Here is a 16,589-nt window from a genome sequence, read left to right on the forward strand (position 1 = left end):
CCAGCAGTTTTATTTATAAAAGTTTATAGAGAATTGCATCTGAAATCAGGCAGTTCGCTTTACTGTATTTTTCATAGGGTTTAAATCATAAATACGATTTTGCGGATTGAGTTTTTTCATATGCAGAATTTGCTTGTCATTGAGCTGAAGCTGATGGAGAAGTTTCAGACTTTGTATACTCTTAAAGGCGTAAAAGGGAATGACAAAAGGACAGATAAAACCAAATATCCATAGCAATAAACCAAATCCTGAAAATTGCAGTGCATCGAGGAATACAGTGAAAAAATGGAATTGATGATTTGATATTGCGACAAGTGCAAAGAATAAAAACAGTAAAATTACACTAAAGCAAAATACAGAAATGAGATTTGGAATGCCTTTATGTAACAGGCTCCATTGGCTAAAAATGATTTGTTTAGGGTGCAGATGGATCACCTGTTGAGTCTGATTGTAGAGGGCAATGATTTTATTTTTGCCATGCTTCTGAATATAAATGACACGGACATAATCTGCGGGTTCAGCAACCACTTCTACAAAATGACCAGTAAAATTCTGTGCATTGATAAAACATTCAAAATAGCAGCCGGGTAATTCATACTGGTTAAAATAGCCAACATTTCATCACGTCGATGATGAATAAATATTTTCCCTTCAATCATTTGCTTTGGCTCGAACATGCCAACACTTTCCTTATTTTCTTCTTATATAAAAAAGACTTATATATTTAATTTAGCATAAGTCTTGAATGAGATTTCTAATTTACTAAAAGGCTTAAAAAGGCATGGGGATATAGGTATAAATCAGACCATAGGTTAAAGCAGCAGTTAAGGTCGCCATGACAATTTTCTTGAACTTGAAATACAGTCCAGCGAGTACAATAAAACCGATCAACATGGCAAAGCTTTTATCTGGCGTTTCCAATAAGGGCGGTAAAGTCGCCACAACCAGCATGGAACTGATGGCAGCAATTCCAATCGAACCCAAGGCAATTTTCAACCATAGCGCACCACGTTTTTGCGAACCCTGCTGAAATTTTTGAATCACATAGAATGGACCAAAACGTGAGGCAAAATTGGCAATTCCGACAATAATCCCGACCAAAATAATTTCAAAATTCATGATTGATCTCCTGCATATTCAGGATCTGGTTTTTTCAGTACATAGTGCTTGAACAGGCCGGCCAAAATGCCGGAACTGATGCCAATAAAGATCGCAGCGGACAAATCGATAAAATAACAGGCAACTGCTGAGACAATAATCGTGCTGGTCACGACAAAGGTATGTTTCTTTTCAAAAGCTGCCAATAAGAAACTTAAGAACAGGGCAGGTAGCAGGAAATCTAAAGCCGCCTGCAAGAATTGTGGCAGATGACTAACCTGATCAGCAAATAGGCCGCCTAGAAATGAACCTATCGCCCAAGATAACCAGCTAAACAGACTCAGACCGAGCATCCACGACTCTGACCATTCCTGACGCCTTTGTGACAGCTTGATCATACCTGAAGCAAAGACTTCATCAGTAAGACCCCAAGCCCAGACTGCGGTTTTCTTCAAGTTTAAACGATCTTGGATCAGGTTTTGTAAAGCTGGGCCGTATAAAAGATGGCGAATGTCCAAAGCAATTACGGTCAATGCAGTCATCCAGATCGAAGTACCGCTACCAAGTAGAGCTACAACTAAAAATTGACTGGCACCGGCATACATGGAGCAGGACAGAAATAAGGCTTCCCAGGCAGTAAAGCCGAACTGGGTGGCAGAAACGCCAAAGGCAAAGGAGACCGGAAGGTAAGTAAATATAATGGCCTGGCTATCTTTGGCACCTTGCCAGAAACCGGCAGGTTGCATCGCTACTGGATTGTGGTCAGACACAAAACACCTTGAGGGAGAGAGTTAAAACAGGGATTAAATCAAGATTGTGTATTGTACGCGAATTTACTAGCATAGTGCCGAAATATTTAACTGGCGATTCTGATATGTTGATGTTCAAGACACGTGCAATGCTGGTCGGTGTTTTAATCGGCAGCACCTTATTTCTTCAAGCTTGTGGAAATGACAGTCAAGCGCCAAAGGCCGAAATTAAAGCGGCACCTAAACTCTCCAATGATGCAACAACTTATGCTAATGCTGCATGGCAATTCATGAATGAAGTCGATCCGCTGGTCTATAACAAGGAAATGGAGCAGATTGATGCTCAGGTGCGTCAACCGGCCCGTAAATTAAGTACTGACTGGCGCATTAATGTGAAAATGACTGACTCAGTGACGGAAGGCAAATATGCCTTATGTCGCAAGGCTTTAACCAGTCTGGAAATCTGGGCACGTAGCACCGTTGAAAATAGCAGTAGCGTGGCACACAGACAGGCCGACTATGAGCGTGATAAACAGCAATGTCAGGGAGCAATTGCTCATCCTGAACTGGGAAATACTGATCCAAAGCAGAAAGGTAATGCAGTAGCTGAACAGTCTTAATCGGGTTTTATAATCTTCAGGCGGAACTTCGGTTCCGCTTTTTTGTTATAAAAAACGATTCTATTTATATAAATAAAAAATAATTAAAATCAAGAAATATTGCCCTGAGTCATTAAAAAAGTCCTATAGTTGACTCATAATCAAGCGATTTAGAGATAAAAGTTAATTTTTGGAGTAATTTTAAATGTTAAATAAATTGTTTTTAGCGATAAGTATAAGTACTGTTTTAGTAAGTGCAGTACAAGCTTCTCATGCGTGTGAAGTGGCACCATGTACCAATGGCTTTGATAGCGTCAATGTTTGTGAATTGCGTTCTTAAATTTTAAATCCATCTCCCTATAGAAAATTCAAACAGCAAAAAATAAAAGAAGCCTCAGAATAAGGCTTCCCATACAGTTAGACGATCATGTCTTAAAGCAACATGAACAGACGTTCTAGATACAACACTGCTCCGCCCAAAAGAATACTGAGGCCGCAGATCAAGCGTAAAGAGTGCCAAGACATGAGATTTCGTCCTACTGTATTCATTTATATTGAAAGTGCTTCCAGATAACGGCGATTCACTTCCTTCCAGTTCACCACATTAAAGAAAGCGGCAATATATTCAGGACGACGGTTCTGGTATTTCAAATAGTACGCATGTTCCCACACATCCAGACCTAGAATCGGAGTATTGCCATGCATGAGTGGTGAGTCCTGATTGGCACTGTTTTCTACAATAATGGTTTGATCAGGTGCTACGCTGAGCCAGGCCCATCCACTACCAAAACGGGTTAAGGCTGCCTTGGTAAAAGCTTCTTTAAAAGCTTCAAAGCCACCAAGCTCCTTGTCGATCGCTTGTGCAATTTCACCTTCAGGATTGCCACCGCCCTCTGGGCTCATTACTGTCCAGAACAGGGAATGGTTGGCATGACCGCCACCATTATTAATCACATTATTTTTCAAATCTTCAGGTACCTGATTGGCTTTGCTTACCAGTTCTTCCACAGAAAGATCTTCCCATTCTGTGCCTTCAATACCTGCATTGATGTTGTTGATATAAGTTTGATGATGTTTGGCATGGTGGATTTCCATAGTTTTAGCATCAATATGCGGTTCCAATGCATCATAAGCATAAGGGAGTTCGGGAAGGGTATAGCTCATTTTTAATTGTCCTTAAGCGTAATTGAGTGAGTGGAATTTTCGACTAAATTTTAAAATACGCTTGAGTTGCATTAAATACAATGAGAATTATTATCATTTATGTTGTGAGGTATGGTTTTTATAAATAAGGTGTAAAGATGCTTATGAAAATAGCAAGAAGCCAAATTTGGTAACAAAAAGCCCCAGATTTGGGGCTTTTCTTTGGTTTTAAACTTATACGTTAAAGCGGAAGTGCAGAACATCGCCGTCCTGAACGATATAAGTTTTACCTTCCAAACGCCATTTACCTGCTTCTTTGGCGCCAGCTTCGCCGTTGTACTGTACGAAGTCATCGTAAGCAATACATTCAGCACGGATAAAGCCTTTTTCGAAGTCAGTGTGGATTACACCCGCAGCTTGAGGCGCAGTAGCGCCGACTTTAACCGTCCAGGCGCGAACTTCCTGTACGCCAGCAGTAAAGTAAGTTTGTAGACCAAGCAATGAATAACCTGCACGAATCACCACGTTCAGACCTGGTTCTTCCATGCCCATAGCTTCCAGGAATTCAGCACGGTCTTCATCTTCAAGCAATGAAATTTCTGCTTCGATCTGGTTACAAAGTGGAACCACGATTGCATTTTCAGCAGCAGCCAGTTCACGTACAGCATCTAAATGCGGGTTATTTTCAAAACCGTCTTCAGCCACGTTGGCGATATACATGGTTGGTTTAAGCGTTAACAGACCAAAACCACGTACCAGTTTACGTTCGTCATCATCTAAGGTTGCAGCACGAGCAGGTTTGCCTTCATCTAAAAGAGGAAGAATTTTATCTAGAACTGCTTTAGTCGCGATCGCTTCTTTATCGCCACCTTTGGCAGACTTCGCCAAACGAGTCACTGCTTTAGTCACAGTTTCAAGATCAGCTAGAGCAAGTTCAGTGTTAATCGTTGCGATATCATCAAGCGGATCAATTTTACCGTTGACGTGAATCACGTTTTCATCTTCGAAACAACGGACAACATGAGCAATTGCATCCGTTTCACGGATATTCGCCAGGAACTGATTACCCAGACCTTCGCCTTTAGATGCACCAGCAACCAGACCCGCGATGTCCACGAATTCCATGGTAGTTGGTACCACGCGTTGTGGTTTTACGATTTCAGCAAGTTTGTCCAGGCGTGGATCAGGCACAGGCACGATACCGGTGTTTGGTTCAATCGTACAGAATGGGAAGTTTTCCGCAGCAATTGCAGCTTTAGTTAATGCATTGAAAAGCGTAGATTTACCAACGTTAGGCAGGCCTACAATACCACAATTAAAACCCATGAAATAACTCACAAAGCGTTATATAAAAATTGCCAGTGATTTTACATGAAAGCCATGACAAAGTCAGGTCATGGCTGGATGCTTTGTTGAAAACTTATGAAATAGATGTTTTTAAATTTTACGTTTATCGAGCTGATTCGATAGGGTGTCACCAGTGGCCTGAACTAGCATGACCAGAATTACCAGCACCACAATCACGGCTAGCATGATCTGCATATCAAAACGCTGATAGCCATAACGATAGGCGATATCACCCAATCCACCTGCACCGATCGCACCGGCAATCGCCGAGGAGTTAATCATGGTCACCAAAGTGACGGTAAAACCAGCCACAATCCCCGGTAAAGCTTCAGGCAATACCACATGCCAGATAATCTGCTTACGGTTACAGCCAATTGCTTGAGCCGCTTCTATCAGCCCCTGATCGACTTCACGTAGGCTTACTTCAGCAATCCGGGCAAAGAAAGGAGTCGCTGCTAAGGTTAAAGGTACAACGGCTGCCCAGACACCATAGCTGGTCCCCACAATCCAGCGGGTAATAGGAATCAGCGCCACCATCAAAATCAGGAAAGGCACCGAACGGGTAATATTCACAACCCAGCCCAAAGCCTGATTAATGGGTTTAGATGGGTAAATACCATGTTCAGACGTACTGACTAACACTACCGCCATTGGTAAGCCAATTAAAAAGGCAACGATTGCGGATACACCGACCATGATGAGGGTATCAGTAGTTCCTGTCAGTAATAAATCAATGAGTTGGTCGTGCATAGCCAATCACCTCAATTTGTGCAATGTGTTGTTTTAATTTTTGCTGAAGTAAGTCGGTATCCAGATTCAGATCAGCAACCGCGACAATCAGGCTACCGACCAGATGATTCTGGATGCTGTCGATATGACTTTGATAGAGATGCACCGGATGCTCGAACTGTTCGAAAATCACTTTCAAATCTGGTGAATGCTGAACACTAGAGGCATAGCGAAGTTTGATAATGCTATGTGTAGTATCAGCAGTGACTTCAGGACTGATCGCAAATGGCAGTTCCAGTTGTTCCAGATTCAGCAGTTCCTGGGTGATTTGTTGCTGTGGATTGGAGAATACAGACCAGACTTCACCGGATTCAACAATTTCACCTTTTTCAATTACGACGACTTGATCGCAGATTTCACGAATGACCTGCATCTCATGGGTGATTAGTACAATAGTGAGGCCGAGTTTCTGGTTGATTTCTTTCAGTAAAGACAGCACCACTGAAGTGCTTTCTGGGTCTAGTGCAGAAGTGGCTTCATCACAGAGTAGAATTTCCGGATGATGCACCAGCGCACGGGCAATGCCGACACGCTGCTTTTGTCCGCCGGATAACTGAGAAGGGTAGTTCTGCGCTTTTTCGCTTAAGCCGACCAGTTGCAGGACTTCATTCACGCGTGCATCAATGTCTGATTTTTTATAATTCGCGACTTTTAAAGGTTGTGCTACATTTTCCCAGACGGTTTTGGCTGACATCAGGTTGAAGTGCTGAAAGATCATGCCAATGCGCTGACGTAACTGGATCAGTTCAGCATGGGTGAGCCCAGCCAGATCTTGTTGATGGATATGGATATGACCCTCACTGATCTGTTCCAGACCATTCAAAGTACGTAGTAGCGAAGATTTCCCCGCGCCACTTTTTCCGATAATCCCGAAGATATTTCCTTCAGGAATATCCAGATTGATGTCCTTTAAGGCATGTACCGATTTGCCTTGTACCTCATAGTATTTGTTCAGGTTGCGGATTTTGATATGCGGAACGTAAAACGCCACCTGAGAACCAAAACTCACCATAGTATTCTCCTTATTTCCAGCCCGGGAACCAGAGCTTCGCACCAAAGTCAGCATCTAGTGCTTCCTTCACGCGAGGTGAGTTCTGATAGATTTCAACAAATTTTTTCAGCTTGTCATTTTTGTCCTGATAGTCTTCATGTACGGCAAACAGGATCGCGTAACGGTTGTCCTTGTTAGAGTCAAATAGCAATGCTTGTTCTGGATCAGCTGTTTTAGCCAGACGTAGGTAGTGTGGATAGCCAAATGCTAAATCAACATCATCAATGGCACGCGCAGTTTGCGGACCTTCAACTTCAACGAATTGCAGTTTTTTCGGATTCACTGCAATATCTTTTAGGCTAGAAAGGTGGTTGTTTGGATCTTTTAAAGTTACCAGTTTGGCTTGTTGCAATAACAGTAGCGCACGACCTTGATTGACTGGATCATTTGGTACTACAACTTTTGCGCCGTCTTTAAGTTCATCCAGACTGTTAATTTTCTTGGAATACAGGCCAACGTGAGTCGCTGCACCTTTGGCAAATGCCTTGATTTTAAAATCAGTTTCTTTCTTGGCATTATCCAAAAATGGCTGATGCTGGAAGAAGTTGGCATCAATATCGCCATGATTCAGGGTGATATTCGGTGTATTCCAGTCCGAGAACTCGACCAGTTTGACATTCACACCTTGCTGTCTGGCTTCTTCTGCTGCGACCTGTAAAGGCTTAGCAAAAGATGGGCTGATCCCAATCACCAGTTCATCCGAACCGGATTTCTTTTGCTGGTTCCACACCACCAGTCCGATAATGACGGCGGCAATAATCACCCCAACAACGGTGAATTTTGTTTTAACGGTTTGTGCCATGTTGCACCTCAAAATAAATTTATGCTGATTGTTTTTGTTTTAGGTTCGTGTTCGCTGTTGAGGCGGAGCTTTGACATCGGAATTGCTGCACTGGATGCGCACTAGGTAAGCGGTCTCCTTGCTGAAATAGCTTGTGTCTGAAACTGCCTTGTTCATATTCAGTTTTATAGCGTCCGCGCTGCTGTAATTCAGGAATCACTAATTGGATAAAATCCTGATGCGATTCAGGTGCAACCGTGCGAGTCAGGTTGAAGCCATCAATACCGGTTTCATCAATCAGCTGAATCAGTTTTTCTGCCACTGTTGCGCCATTACCTACGATAAGTGGATAACGACCACCCAGCTCATGTTGAGCTTTCAGGTCATTGGGTGTGATCTGCTGCTCTTTGAATTTGTCATTAACCGTCGCAATACTATTGGTCTTCTTGTAAGGAATTGGTTCATCATCAGCAAATTTGGACAGGTCAATGCCAACTGAGCTGGAATAATGTGCAAGACCTGCTTCAGGGCTGGCATAGGCGCGATATTCATCCAGCTTTTGCTGTGCCAGTTCATCCGTTTCTGCAGTCACGATGGTAATGCCGACAAAAATCTTGATCGCTTCAGGATCACGGCCTTGTTCAGTGGCCTGACGACGAATCTGATCAACCTGTTTTTTAATCTTGTCCGGATGATCACCACCAATAAACATGCCTTCAGTATGTTGAGTAGCAAAGGCCATACCCCGTGGTGAAGCACCGGCTTGGAACAGCACAGGCGTACGTTGAACAGAAGGTGAAACCTGGAACACGCCCTGGCTACGATAAAATTGACCCTGATGATTGACCTGGTGCACCTTGGCTGGATCAGTAAAGATACGTTGCTGCTTGTCTTTCAGCACAGCATCATCTTCCCAGGAGCCTTCCCAGAACTTGTAGCACAGCTGTAAAAATTCTTCGGCCTGTTCATAACGTAAGTCGTGATCTTTCAAGCCATTTTCACCAATCAGGCGCTGCGCACTGTCCAGATAACCAGTAACAATATTCCAGCCGATACGGCCATGGGTCAGATGATCCAGACTGGCAAAACGGCGGGCGAACTGATATGGCGACTCATAGCTGAGATTCACCGTGACCCCAAAACCGAGATTTTTAGTGACGGTTGCCATGGCAGACACCAGCGTGCTTGGATCATGGCTGGGTAACTGAATTGATTCTTTTAAAGTCAGATCAATGCCATTTTGATAGACGTCATACACCCCGGTAATGTCGGCAATAAACAGACCATCGAACAGGCCTTTTTCAAGCGTTTTTGCCAGATCAGTCCAGTAGCTCAGCTCATTAAAACGGTGTGACTCATCTCGTGGGTGAGTCCATAAACCATGATTGATATGACCCACGCAGTTCATATCAAAGGCATTGAGCAGGATTTTTTTTGCTTTTGGATCAGTCTTAGTAATTGTCATTACAATGTCCCCCGGCGTGGAGGCAGTACACCATTCAGCAAATAATTGGCAATGAAATAGTATTTCCAGCGTGAGGCATCGTGCAGGGTATGCACGCGAGCATTACGCCAGAAACGGTCCAGTCCATCTTCGCGCTGGCTGCCACGGCTGCCGGCCAGTTCAATTAGTTTTGATGATGCTTTTAAAGCAGTTTCACTACTGTGTGCACGGGCTTTGGTTACATCCAGTGAGGCTTTGGCAACCCTAGCTTCAGTTGGGTCAGCTTTAGCAGCATCAACGGAACGGCCAGCCTGTTTGAGCAAGACTTCGGAAGCACGTACATCTGTTACGACACGACCGAGTTCAAATTTGGTCAGTGGATCATCTGTAGCATTGTCTACACCAGAATCAATCCACGGACGTGCCTGACGTACACGGTTTAAGGTTTCCTCAAATGCAGCGCGGGCAATACCGGTTTCAATGGAGGCATGCAGCAATTGTGCAAAAGGTCCGGAAATGGTTGGGTGGGAATAGGCTGTATCAAAACGCACCACATCTTCTTCAAGCACGTGTACGTTATCGAATTTCACTGTACCACTGCCCGTGGTACGCTGGCCAAAACCGCTCCAGTCATCAATCAAGGTGAGACCTTCGCTGTCACGTGGCACAAAAGCCAGGAATTGCTGCTCGCTTTCATCCACGACCAATGTTGGGATGCGGTGCGCAAACAGGCTGCCGGTGCAATAGAATTTTTCGCCGTTAATGACATAGCCTTGCTCGGTTTTGCGGATCGCGGTTTGACGCTGTGCAGCAGTCTTGGTTTTGAACTCAGCTAGGGCATTACCAAAACGAGCACCTTTTAAGACTTCGGCATAGAGTTTCTGTTTTTGTTCCTCCGTGCCGTTATTGCGCAGGATTTCCAGACCATAGAAATGGTTTTGCGGAATCTGACCAATCGAGCCATCGACACCGCTCATTAAGGCAATCACTTGCGCTACGGTATAGCTAGACACTTCTGCACCACCATATTCTTTAGGTACAGTAATTGCCCAGAGGCCAGACTGGCTATAAGCCTCGATTTCTTCGAAAGGAAGAGTACGTTCGGCATCACGCTGTACCGCATTAATCTTGAACTGTTCAGCCAGATTACGGGCAATTTCCAATGCTTCCTCATCAGATTTGATGATGTGCGCATGCGCCAGCTGTTCTGACTGCAATGAAATAATATTTTGATATGAAGTCATGGCAAATATCCTTAAATCCAGGCGTGGCGGGCAGGGAGTTTATGATTTAGGTAATAATCCCCAAGTGCATGCAGCTTCCAGCGGATCGGGTCATGCAGGGTATGCACACGGGCATTACGCCAATGCTGATCCAGATTGTGCTGACTGAGGCTGGAGCGACTTCCACCCAATTCCAGTAATTTTTCCGAGATATGTAGCGCAGCATCATTGGCATAGACCTTGGCTTCAGCAACCAGAATTGAGGCTTTGGCTGCCTGCTCATCAGTCACAGATTCCAGCTGATCCAGTTCATCCAGATATTCAGCGGCTTCATCCAGCAGTAAAATCGCGGCATCGAGCAGCACAGAAGATTTGCCAACTTCCTGCAGGGTATAATGTTCTAAGCTGGCTTTTTCGACTTGCGCATCGACAATTGGACGTGCTTTTTGTACGGCAGTCAGCGTATCGGCAAAAGCAGCTTCGGCAATGCCGACATCAATCGCGACCTGCATCAATTGGGAATAGGCACCGCGGTAGTTTGGTTGATTTCCTAACAGACGCTCATCAAAAATCAATAGCGGATCAACTTCGACATGCTGAAGTTTGACGGTACCACTTGAAGTCGTGCGTTGACCAAAGCCATTCCAATTGTCGATCACTTCCACACTTTCAGCATTGCGGTCGACAATGGTTAGTACTACATGGCCTTCTGGATGAATCGCTTTAATCGCCAGCCAATGGGCAAAGCTACTGCCAGTTGAATAGAATTTCTCGCCATCCACAAAATAGCGACCGTTTTCAAGGGTAAGTGTGGTTGCCAAGGTTTTAGTATCTTTAGTATTTCGTTCCGGGCCACCATTCGCCAGACGCTTACCTTTTAGAATTTCGTTATAAATAAACTGTTTTTGTTCTTCTGTGCCCATGATCTGGATCATGTTGAGTAATGCAATCTGGTTCTGCGGAATCTGTCCAACACTAGAGTCAGCTTTATTAATAATCCGGAATACATGCGCCAGGGTTTTATTGGTAACAAATGCACCGCCGTACTGTTTCGGAATGCGCATGCCACCCAGGCCTTTCTGGCTGAACAGGTCAATCTCAGCAAAAGGTAATAGACGTTGCTGATCACGCTGATTACGGCCTTCCAGGGCAAAGTCTGCAACCTGATAAGCAGCATTAATCGCGTCGAGATCATTTTCGATGATATGAACTTTTTCAGAAGTTAAACGAGACATAATGACATCCTAAATCGATGCCAAAACGTTACAGCGAAAGCTTTATGTAATTAAGCAATTGCTTTTGCAAAGTTTATGAAAAAAGCTATTTAGCACAAAAACTGCTAGATTCTTATAAATTTGGAATATAGTAACTAATTAAAATTAAATAGATTTTGAATAATTTCTTAATTTTAAAAAATGATTTTAAAGCAGTGCATATCTGCTTTATAGATAATCAAGACAAAAAAATGTATAAAAATACTCATCGTCGTGTTGAATAAGCAACATCTTTATTTTGAATAAAAAGTTCATTGTATTTCCAGTCTGGGGTGACTAAAGTATCCGACTAAATTAGATGGTTTTAATGCGATCTGACCTAAAAACAAGTATGGAGAATTTATGCGCATCTTATACCAGTTTCCACTTTCTCATTTTTGTGAAAAGGCACGTTGGATGCTGGATTACAAAGAGCTGGAATATATTGCGCAAAATCTGATGCCGGGTGCTCATCGTGCCTTTGCCCGCCTGAAAACCGGACAAAACCGTTTACCGATTCTGCGTGATCAGGAGCAATGGATTGTAGACTCGACCAAAATCGCTCTATATCTGGATGAGCAATATCCTGAACACCGTCTGCTACCTCCAGAAGCAAGCTTGCGCCAGCAGGCATTAGATATTGATGAAATCACCCAGGAATTAGGCCGCCATGTGCGTCGCTGGATGTTAGCTCAGGCTTTATCGCATGATAATGAATCAATGGACATCCTGATTGGTGAAAAAGGCTATCTGCGTCAGTTTGAAAAATTCTCCAAGCCATTGTTAAAAACCCTTTTGACCAAGGGTTATGCCTTAACTGAAGAAACACTGGAACAGTCCAAACAATTTATCAAGGATTCGGTTGAGCAGCTTAACCAGATCCGTGTGGAAAAAGAAGGATCTTATCTCGTCGGTTCGCGTTTCTCTCTGGCCGATATTGCTGTCTGTTCGATTCTGGCCCCTCTATTGGCTATTCCGGGAACGCCGTGGGAGAGGGAAAGCTTTGAATCGATGTCGGATGAATACCGGGAATATCAAAGTCATCTGGCTGAGTTGCCATTAGGGCAATATATTCAAAAGATGTATCGTAATGAGCGCAATGCCCGTGTTGATTGGCGTGGTGTATAAAATAAAGATGAAATATAAAAAACGCGCATAAAGCGCGTTTTTTTATGAGATTAGAATTAACCCCAAAGGGCTGGTTTGATCAATATCACTTGTTTTACTGAAGCCACTGAGCAGTGAGCTAAAGTCAAACTTCGGCAGGGAACTACCACTTGAGAGATTGGTAATGGTCTCTTTAATGGTTGGGAGGATTTCAGTAATGCTGATATTCGTAGCCGTATCAGTATTACTAATGCCGGAAATCAATTCGCTAAGATCAGGCAGTTGTAGGGACGAGTTGTTACCGACTAAATTGTCAACACTATCCGTGAATGCATCCAGACCTAAACCGTCTAAGCTTGGCACGCCAGAACCGAGTGACCCGAGCAGGTCGCCAATTTCAGGACACTGAACACCATCCAGAAGATCCGAGAATTGACCTTTGCTATCAATCAGCGCAATCACAGGTTTTAGTGCGGTAATCACATTGTTGAGGTCGCTGGATAAGGTGAGTAGTGATGGGTTATTCACAAAGTCCAGTACCACTTGTACGCCATTCAGGACATCGTAAAGCGTATTTACGATTTCTGCCTGATCAGCATCAAGAACGTCATTATTCGCTAATAGATTCAATAGTGGATTGATGCCTTTTAGTACATCCGCGATGGTGTCTGGCACATTACCTGAACCTGCAGAACTGATTGCAGATACCAATGTAGTCACACTACCAACCACTGTTGGTAAAACTTGCGTAAGTTGATTCATATCAATAGATGAATTACCTGTATCAATCGATGCAAGCAGTGGCATCAGGCTTTGCGCTACAGTTTGCGCAATGGTGCCAGCATCGATATTGCCTGAATTGCTAATTAGACCACTGAGCAAATCGGTAATAGCACCGATATCAAGATTACTGCTTGCATTGCTCATTAGGTTACTGGCTAACAGATTGACTGAACTGGTATCTAAACTACCTGTTGAGCCACCGATTAAGCCGCTAACTAATTGAACGATTTGCGTAATACCAATATCACCACCTTGCAATAAGTTGCCAGCCAGTTCAGCAATTTTACTAACATCCAGATTGCCAGCACTGCCACCTATCAATCCGCTGACCAATTTGATAACTGCATTTAAATCCAGGGTTAAGGTATTACCACCCATTAAGCTGCTAAGCAGATTGCTGATTGAACCTATGTCGAAACTGCCACCATTGGCTTTCGTTAACTGGCTAATTAAATCAGTGAGGGAACTGGGATTTAAACTATTGCCAGAAAGCAGGCTGTTTAAGAGAGAATCCAGGGAAGGAGGTAGAGGGGGTAGAACCTGTAATAGAACCAATAATGCCAGAAAGACTGCCACCCAATAAACCGCTGAGTAAACTCGTATTTTACGTCTCTGTCGTGAGCACGGGACTGAGTTTAATTTTAATTGAACTAAGAATACTAAAAGCCATAACCGTTCCTTGCGAATTTTTATCTTGTTATGTTTGTTGTGTGTTTTAGATAAACCGCTCAATTCTTATTCAATTTCTATACAAGTGTAAATCTAAGTTGGATTAATCATGCTTTGCAAATTCAGTTATCAGCTTCATAGTTTTTATTCATAAATAGTTTAGTGATAAATAAGAATAATTTATTTAAAAGCGTCGCTTATCGAAAATTTGTTTTATACGACGACCGACCATAAACATGGCTTAAAACTAGTCATTGAGATGTGTCTGGCATTTTTTTTCAAATAACTGGTAATTTACGAAAAAAATCACAATACTAAGAGTTAAATGATGATGTATTTAAATAAAATGGCAAGAGATTAGAGATGGAATTAGATCGTTTTGATAAGCATATTCTTGAAATTTTGACCCATGAAGATGTCAATCTAAATGAACTCTCTGAAAGAGTAAATTTATCTGTGAGTTCGGTGCACCGCAGGATCAAACATTTAATCGATCATAATATTATCAGTGGCTTGAAGCGCGAAATTAATTATCAAAAATTGGGCTTTAGCCTGCATGTGCTGTTGCAGGTTTCCTTGAGCAAGCATGATAGCGATACTTTTGCCAAATTTTTAGAAGAATTAGAAAATATTCCGGAAGTCATTAACGCTTTCCTGGTGACAGGACAGTCTGCGGATTTTATTGTCGAAGTTGTGGCACGTGATATGGAAAATTATAGTCAGATTCTATTAAGTAGAATTGGTAAGATCGAGCATGTTGTAGCGCTGCATTCCAGCTTCGTGATTAAGGAATATAATGTCTTTAACTGTAGTGGTCTTTTAAATAAGGTTTAAAATTCCAGGTATTTTTTAACAAATATAAAAAACGCACCCGAAGGTGCGTTTTGATCTGCTAGAAGATTAGGCATCAAGTTGCGCTAAAACTTCATCAGAGAATTCAACGTTGGTATAAACGTTTTGAACATCATCCAGATCTTCAAGCATATCAATCATTTTCATGATTTTTTTCGCTTGGTCGATATCTGTGATTTCAGCTTTGGTAGACGGGCTCATCACCACTTCTGCGTTATCAGATTTTAAACCTGCAGCAGCTAAAGCATCTTGTACTGTACCGAAGCTTTCTGGCGTAGTGATGACCAGAATTTCATCTTCATCCACTTCGATGTCTTCCGCGCCCGCTTCAAGTGCTACTTCCATGATTTGATCTTCTAAAGACACATCTTCAAAAGTAATCTCACCACGTTTAGTGAACAGGAAGGACACTGAACCGTTGGTACCGAGGTTACCATCAGTTTTAGTGAAGCAGTGACGTACATCAGGAACCGTACGGTTCAGGTTATCTGTCATAGTTTCAACAATAACTGCAACGCCGCCTACGCCATAACCTTCATAGGTTACTTCTTTCAGATCGTCGTTATCTTCACCACCGGCACCACGCTGAATCGCGCGATTGATCACATCACGTGTCATGTTTACAGATAATGCTTTTTCTACAACAGCACGTAGACGAGGATTACTACCCGCATCAGCGCCACCGAGTTTGGCAGCAGTTGTTAATTCACGAATGTATTTGGTAAACAACTTACCACGACTGGCATCTTGTTTTGCTTTACGATGCTTAATATTGGCCCACTTGGAATGACCCGCCATGCGAAATATGCTCCTTGTAGATTGGCTGTATGCCTATCGAATTGCGCCGATTCTACCATAAGCTCTTTTTTTGAAAAAAGAGTCTGGATTTGAGATTTAATGATAATGCCAAAAAAATAGGCAGTAAAACAGAAAGGCAAAACAATAAATGTAAATAAAAACTTAAGAAAATATTTGCTGAGAAAATACCTAAATAAGAAAAGGGCAGGAGAAATATTATTCTCAAGCCCTTTCATGGAGTGTTTATTCCGGGATAATGATATCTAGACCAACATTCTCTTTATAGAGCTGCTTGATTAAAGCCAGATCATGTGCAAGATCAGTCGGATAAATTTTGCCAAAAATCCCACCTTGCTTAGTCTTGGAATTGGCATACATAAGCACAATTGGCACATTGGCAGCTTTGGCAATATGCCAGAAACCGGTACGGATCGGTTTACGCGTTTCACCATTTTTGGCACGGGTGGCTTCAGGTGCGATCACCAGATTGAATTTTTCATTATTCTGAAAATGTTCAACCATTACGCTGACAATATCCTTATTCGCCTTACGGTCGACCGCGATACCACCCATGGCTTCCAGAATTGGTTTCATTGGGCCTTTGAACAGTTCTTTCTTGATCAGGGTATGAATTTTGATGTCATACATCTTAAAGAGCGCCAAAGATAGAACCGCATCCATCATGGATGTATGTTCAAATCCAACAATGACCTGTTTATCTTCGAGCACATCAGGTTCGACATGATATTGCCAACCGGCAAGTTTAAATGCAGATTCGCCAATAAATTTGTTGAGCATAAATAGAAAGAAATAAGAGCTAACGGTATGAACTGCATAATTTCTTCCTGTTCTTATTCACAGTCAATAGGCTTTATTTCAAATTCATTAGGGTGTGTTGACACT

The 16,589-nt window shown here is 42.7% G+C and carries 17 protein-coding genes; 3 read left to right on the top strand and 14 right to left on the bottom strand.

Going from position 1 to position 16,589, the window contains the following annotated elements:
- Positions 1 to 45: 45 nt before the first annotated feature.
- The 3 genes from B3143_RS08220 to B3143_RS08230 all read right to left on the bottom strand — a co-directional run bounded on the left by B3143_RS08220 (position 46) and on the right by B3143_RS08230 (position 1,844).
- Positions 46 to 435, bottom strand: coding sequence for a hypothetical protein (locus B3143_RS08220; protein WP_228127244.1), 390 nt, complete (start codon positions 433 to 435; stop codon positions 46 to 48).
- A 336-nt stretch (positions 436 to 771) separates the two neighbouring features.
- Positions 772 to 1,119: an L-valine transporter subunit YgaH gene (gene ygaH, locus B3143_RS08225; RefSeq protein WP_004784121.1), complete on the bottom strand. Its 348-nt coding sequence runs from the start codon at positions 1,117 to 1,119 to the stop codon at positions 772 to 774.
- On the bottom strand, positions 1,116 to 1,844 hold the full coding sequence (locus B3143_RS08230; RefSeq protein WP_171064817.1) for an AzlC family ABC transporter permease: 729 nt from the start codon (positions 1,842 to 1,844) through the stop codon (positions 1,116 to 1,118). The genes ygaH and B3143_RS08230 overlap by 4 nt, the downstream gene beginning before the upstream one ends.
- Positions 1,845 to 1,972: 128 nt before the next feature.
- Between B3143_RS08230 and B3143_RS08235 the strand changes: the two genes are divergently transcribed.
- Positions 1,973 to 2,467 carry a hypothetical protein gene (locus B3143_RS08235; protein WP_004784117.1) on the top strand — a complete coding sequence of 165 codons (495 nt, stop codon included), beginning with the start codon at positions 1,973 to 1,975 and terminating at the stop codon, positions 2,465 to 2,467.
- Between the two features lie 528 nt (positions 2,468 to 2,995).
- On the opposite strand, the gene B3143_RS08240 is transcribed toward B3143_RS08235, so the two are convergent.
- The 8 genes from B3143_RS08240 to B3143_RS08275 all read right to left on the bottom strand — a co-directional run bounded on the left by B3143_RS08240 (position 2,996) and on the right by B3143_RS08275 (position 11,459).
- A complete protein-coding gene (locus B3143_RS08240; RefSeq protein WP_004784113.1) occupies positions 2,996 to 3,610 on the bottom strand; it encodes a superoxide dismutase in 615 nt (204 codons plus the stop codon).
- A 213-nt stretch (positions 3,611 to 3,823) separates the two neighbouring features.
- Positions 3,824 to 4,915 (bottom strand): redox-regulated ATPase YchF, encoded by a 1,092-nt coding sequence (gene ychF, locus B3143_RS08245; protein ID WP_004784110.1) that lies wholly within the window; start codon positions 4,913 to 4,915, stop codon positions 3,824 to 3,826.
- A 111-nt stretch (positions 4,916 to 5,026) separates the two neighbouring features.
- Positions 5,027 to 5,686 carry a methionine ABC transporter permease gene (locus tag B3143_RS08250; RefSeq protein WP_004784108.1) on the bottom strand — a complete coding sequence of 220 codons (660 nt, stop codon included), beginning with the start codon at positions 5,684 to 5,686 and terminating at the stop codon, positions 5,027 to 5,029.
- Positions 5,667 to 6,737: a methionine ABC transporter ATP-binding protein gene (locus B3143_RS08255; protein WP_262736134.1), complete on the bottom strand. Its 1,071-nt coding sequence runs from the start codon at positions 6,735 to 6,737 to the stop codon at positions 5,667 to 5,669. Before B3143_RS08255 ends, B3143_RS08250 begins: the two co-directional genes overlap by 20 nt.
- Before the next feature lie 10 nt (positions 6,738 to 6,747).
- Complete coding sequence (locus tag B3143_RS08260; RefSeq protein WP_004784104.1) at positions 6,748 to 7,578, bottom strand: MetQ/NlpA family ABC transporter substrate-binding protein; 831 nt, start codon at positions 7,576 to 7,578, stop codon at positions 6,748 to 6,750.
- Between the two features lie 19 nt (positions 7,579 to 7,597).
- On the bottom strand, positions 7,598 to 9,022 hold the full coding sequence (locus tag B3143_RS08265; protein ID WP_004784102.1) for an LLM class flavin-dependent oxidoreductase: 1,425 nt from the start codon (positions 9,020 to 9,022) through the stop codon (positions 7,598 to 7,600).
- Positions 9,022 to 10,245, bottom strand: coding sequence for an SfnB family sulfur acquisition oxidoreductase (locus tag B3143_RS08270; RefSeq protein WP_286740079.1), 1,224 nt, complete (start codon positions 10,243 to 10,245; stop codon positions 9,022 to 9,024). Before B3143_RS08270 ends, B3143_RS08265 begins: the two co-directional genes overlap by 1 nt.
- Before the next feature lie 11 nt (positions 10,246 to 10,256).
- Positions 10,257 to 11,459, bottom strand: coding sequence for an SfnB family sulfur acquisition oxidoreductase (locus tag B3143_RS08275; protein WP_262736132.1), 1,203 nt, complete (start codon positions 11,457 to 11,459; stop codon positions 10,257 to 10,259).
- A gap of 381 nt (positions 11,460 to 11,840) precedes the next feature.
- On the opposite strand from B3143_RS08275, the gene B3143_RS08280 reads away from it, so the two are divergent.
- Positions 11,841 to 12,605 (top strand): glutathione S-transferase family protein, encoded by a 765-nt coding sequence (locus tag B3143_RS08280; RefSeq protein ID WP_034703310.1) that lies wholly within the window; start codon positions 11,841 to 11,843, stop codon positions 12,603 to 12,605.
- Positions 12,606 to 12,647: 42 nt separating this feature from the next.
- Here the strand turns inward: B3143_RS08280 and B3143_RS08285 are convergent, their stop codons facing one another.
- Positions 12,648 to 13,943 carry a hypothetical protein gene (locus B3143_RS08285; RefSeq protein WP_262736131.1) on the bottom strand — a complete coding sequence of 432 codons (1,296 nt, stop codon included), beginning with the start codon at positions 13,941 to 13,943 and terminating at the stop codon, positions 12,648 to 12,650.
- Between the two features lie 456 nt (positions 13,944 to 14,399).
- Here B3143_RS08285 and B3143_RS08290 point away from each other — a divergent pair, with 456 nt between their 5' ends.
- A complete protein-coding gene (locus B3143_RS08290; protein WP_004784091.1) occupies positions 14,400 to 14,870 on the top strand; it encodes an Lrp/AsnC family transcriptional regulator in 471 nt (156 codons plus the stop codon).
- Positions 14,871 to 14,936: 66 nt separating this feature from the next.
- Here B3143_RS08290 and B3143_RS08295 read toward each other — a convergent pair whose 3' ends face one another.
- Both B3143_RS08295 and B3143_RS08300 read right to left on the bottom strand, forming a co-directional pair.
- Positions 14,937 to 15,686: a YebC/PmpR family DNA-binding transcriptional regulator gene (locus tag B3143_RS08295; protein WP_004784089.1), complete on the bottom strand. Its 750-nt coding sequence runs from the start codon at positions 15,684 to 15,686 to the stop codon at positions 14,937 to 14,939.
- Between the two features lie 243 nt (positions 15,687 to 15,929).
- Positions 15,930 to 16,484, bottom strand: a complete 555-nt coding sequence (locus tag B3143_RS08300; protein WP_004784088.1) for a 1-acyl-sn-glycerol-3-phosphate acyltransferase — start codon at positions 16,482 to 16,484, stop codon at positions 15,930 to 15,932.
- Positions 16,485 to 16,589: the final 105 nt, after the last annotated feature.

The sequence above is a fragment of the Acinetobacter sp. UBA1496 genome, from assembly GCF_002324975.1.
GTDB lineage: Bacteria > Pseudomonadota > Gammaproteobacteria > Pseudomonadales > Moraxellaceae > Acinetobacter > Acinetobacter variabilis.